This window comes from Spirochaetota bacterium (genome assembly GCA_034190085.1).
Taxonomy (GTDB): Bacteria; Spirochaetota; UBA4802; order UBA4802; family JAFGDQ01; genus JAXHTS01.
On the sequence record JAXHTS010000039.1, the window covers coordinates 1 to 3,541 of the forward strand.

The 3,541-nt window shown below is 35.5% G+C and carries 3 protein-coding genes; 1 reads left to right on the forward strand and 2 read right to left on the reverse strand.

Annotated features, from left to right (window positions below):
• Positions 1-498: 498 nt before the first annotated feature.
• Together SVZ03_07080 and SVZ03_07085 are read right to left on the reverse strand one after the other, a co-directional pair.
• A complete protein-coding gene (locus SVZ03_07080; GenBank protein MDY6933971.1) occupies positions 499-1,878 on the reverse strand; it encodes an aspartate ammonia-lyase in 1,380 nt (459 codons plus the stop codon).
• 134 nt (positions 1,879-2,012) lie between these two features.
• On the reverse strand, positions 2,013-2,897 hold the full coding sequence (locus tag SVZ03_07085) for an HDOD domain-containing protein (protein MDY6933972.1): 885 nt from the start codon (positions 2,895-2,897) through the stop codon (positions 2,013-2,015).
• A gap of 239 nt (positions 2,898-3,136) precedes the next feature.
• Between SVZ03_07085 and SVZ03_07090 the strand changes: the two genes are divergently transcribed.
• On the forward strand, positions 3,137-3,541 hold a 405-nt coding region (locus SVZ03_07090; protein ID MDY6933973.1), incomplete at its 3' end, for a DUF3492 domain-containing protein.

Sequence of the window (3,541 nt, forward strand, 5' to 3'; positions counted from 1 at the left end):
TTCGGCTTCAATGGTTCTGCCATCTGATATCCTCTCATCTATATCACTATCCTTTTTGCTTCTACAACTTATAAATCTATTCATCCGATTCATAGATACTCAATTGAAGCTAGTCTGTCAATTACTGATAATTGTGATTTATTATTAATCAAATTTGTGATCAGGATTAGATACAAAGCTGTTAAAGAAAACTATGGAAAAGCTCCAAGGAAGATAGAAGAAAGAGAGATAGTAATGGGAATAAACTCTATTTGCGATTTATGAAAAATTATTAATCAAACGGCAGCCCACAATGTTTGCTTAAATTAGAAAGTTTTATGAAAATACCAATAACCCCTCTTTAATCGCAGAATGCTTCTCCTACTTTAGCCTGTAATTAATAAATAGTCAGTCAAGTTTAGTTACTTACCATTAATTTGGTACTTACTCAACTATCATCAACATACATAAGAGCATCCCTTTGATAATCTTTCTCAGAGACGACCTTAGGTACATTCACTAATCACTTTCAGGTTCAGTAGAACTCATAGTTATTTTATGCCATTCACTCTCGCTTATAATTCCCTTCTCAAGTATCAGTTCTTTTAGCATCTTCTTTGTTGCCAATGATTCCTTAACTAACTCTGCAACGCTGTCATATCCCAATATAGGGTTCAAGACAGTGGCAAGCCCCATACTTGTTTCAAAGTGATCCCTGCAGATATCACGATTAACTCTTATTCCTGAAATACATTTCTCAACAAGAGACTGGCAGCAATCATCCAGAACTATAATGGATTTCACGATATTGGTTCCGATTAACGGCATATAAGTATTCAGTTCAAGCTGCCCAGCTCCACAGGATAGAGCTATTGTATGATCGTAACCGATTACTTGAATACAGGCCATATTAACTGCTTCACATATACTGGGATTGATCTTCCCCGGCATAATGGAAGATCCAGGCTCCACAGGAGGCAGATCTATTTCACCAAGTCCAGTATTTGGCCCAGAGCTTAGCAACCTTAAGTCGTTTACAATCTTTTGGATGTCAAGGCTCAATAGCTTAAGAACTGAAGAGAGTTCAGCAATGTCTGTAAGGAACTGAGTTGCTTCAATTCCATTTTCCGCAACTCTAAATGGTTCCTCTGTAAGAGTTTTTAACCTTTGAATTATTACAAAACGGAACACCTTCTTAGTATTAACACCTGTTCCAACTGCATTCCCTCCTATACCCAATTCATATAGTGATTCACGAGCCTTCCCAATTCGATGCAGGTCTTTCTCAACAGCACGAGCATATGCTCCAAATTCCTGTCCAAGGGTAATTGGGACAGCATCACGAAGATGAGTCCGCCCACTCTTTAATACATCAGCGAACGCCTTCTCTTTTTCACGAAAAGCCTTACTAAGAGACTCTAGTGATTTAATAAGTTTCTTTGATAACTCAATAACTGCAATCCTGATTGCAGAAGGAAATATATTATTAGTGGATTGACCTTTGTTTACATCGTCATTAGGATGAACTATATTTCGATCACCGCGATGTGTTCCCAGTTCCTCACATGCAATATTAGCTAACACTTCATTTACATTCATATTAGAGGACGTCCCGGAACCTGCCTGAAATACATTTACAGAAAAATGGGCATCAAATTCTCCCTTTAATATTAGATCACATGCCCGGATAATAGCCTGACCCTTAACTCGCTCCAGATTACCAAGCTCAATATTGGCATGAGCACATGCAAGTTTTAACTTTACTATAGCATATATAATATCATGGGGCAATATTTCAGATCCTATTATAAAATTTTCAATGGAGCGTGCTGTATTTATACTATAATAGGCATTTTCAGGGATAGCCTTCTCTCCTAATGAATCTTTTTCAACTCTCATAATCATAACTTCTAATAGGGGAATATCCCATTCAATGTTGCAAATTGAAATCTCATCTTTGTTGTAGCTTGAAAGAACTGTATCTTTTTATGGTAGCCCTCATGGTGTGGATGCAAATGTGTTCATATACTGTTTTATTTAATTATATCTGAACTCATATTGAATAAATCATCACCCTTAATATCCTCAAGAAAATGCATTGTAAAATATTCATCAATATCCTGGGCAAGTGAGAGTGCTTTTATGTAATCCTCTTTCATCTGAATATCATGAGATGGTAAAGGTTCATCGACCAATATCCTCGAATAAATATTTGCGAGAGCAACAATTAAGACCATTTTTCTATGGGGTGAATCAATATCCCCTGAATGATGTTGATAAACAGTATCGATCAATTCCTCAGGGAAATTCCACTTCTGCAATAAGTTTTTCCCAACCTCTGCATGATCATAACCGAAAATACTCTCTTCTATAGCAAGGATATCCCTCTCAGGCTCCCTCCCCATGATCTCTAGAAAATTATTATAACCTTCATAATCATTCATAAGCAGTACAATTCTTCCTATATCATGCAGCATGCCAGCTATAAACATATCTTCTTTTTTTTGATCATATTGCAATTTTGTTGCCAGGTTTTTTGCAACAAATGCTGTGAGCACTAAATGACGCCATATATCTACTTCAGAAGATCTTGTTTTCGATAGCCCAGATCTAATCAAATTTTTTCTCTTTAACTTTCCAAATATATTTGATGCACATATAAGCAATACAAGACTTTTAACCGTTTGAAATCCCAACAGTGTTATTGCCTGCTGTAAATTGATGATCTCTCTCTGCCTGGCATAGAGTGCTGAATTGGACACCTTGAGAATCTTAGTGGTAAGAGCAGGATCAAGCAGGATAATATTCCCCAATTCCTTGAAACTTATTTCAAGATTTTCTTCCTTCAACAGAAGTATCTTCGTCGCTACTTGCGGCATCACTGGTATATCTTTTATTTCTATTTTTTTATCAGCCATATATCAACTCATATTATTGATCTGAATAATTCTACATATTAAATTATCGAATCTACTACGATTTTTTAAAAGAGATATTTCATCAAAATTCACAAAAATGATAATTGATTGATTATAGCAAATATGCTATTATTAAAAACTGGATTATAACTAGGAGCACATCCAATTCTATTCTTTTGCTGTTCTACTAAAATATATAGCATCAAAAATCAATATTACATCTTCTATGGAGATATACAATGCCTCATGTATGCATGGTAATAGAAGGAGCATATCCCTACATTACTGGAGGAGTTTCAGCATGGTGTCATCAACTGATAGAAGAAATACCTGATGTAGAATTCTCAATACTTACCATCCTTCCTGCATCCTACCGGGGGAAGGACTATAAATATGAGCTTCCGGACAATGTAATAAGTATTCATGAAGTTTGGTTGGATAAAAACTATTTTAGTGAAAAGCCGAAATTTAGCAAAAAGGATGAGCGCAAAAAGATATTCAACGAAATTGTCAATTTTCACGTTTCAATGAAGCTAAAAAATTATGGTTTCTTTAAAATAATCTCTGAAATACTATCAGAAGATAAAGGTCATTACTTCACACTCGAAGATCTGACAAAATCCAAAGAGGCCATTGCTGCGCTA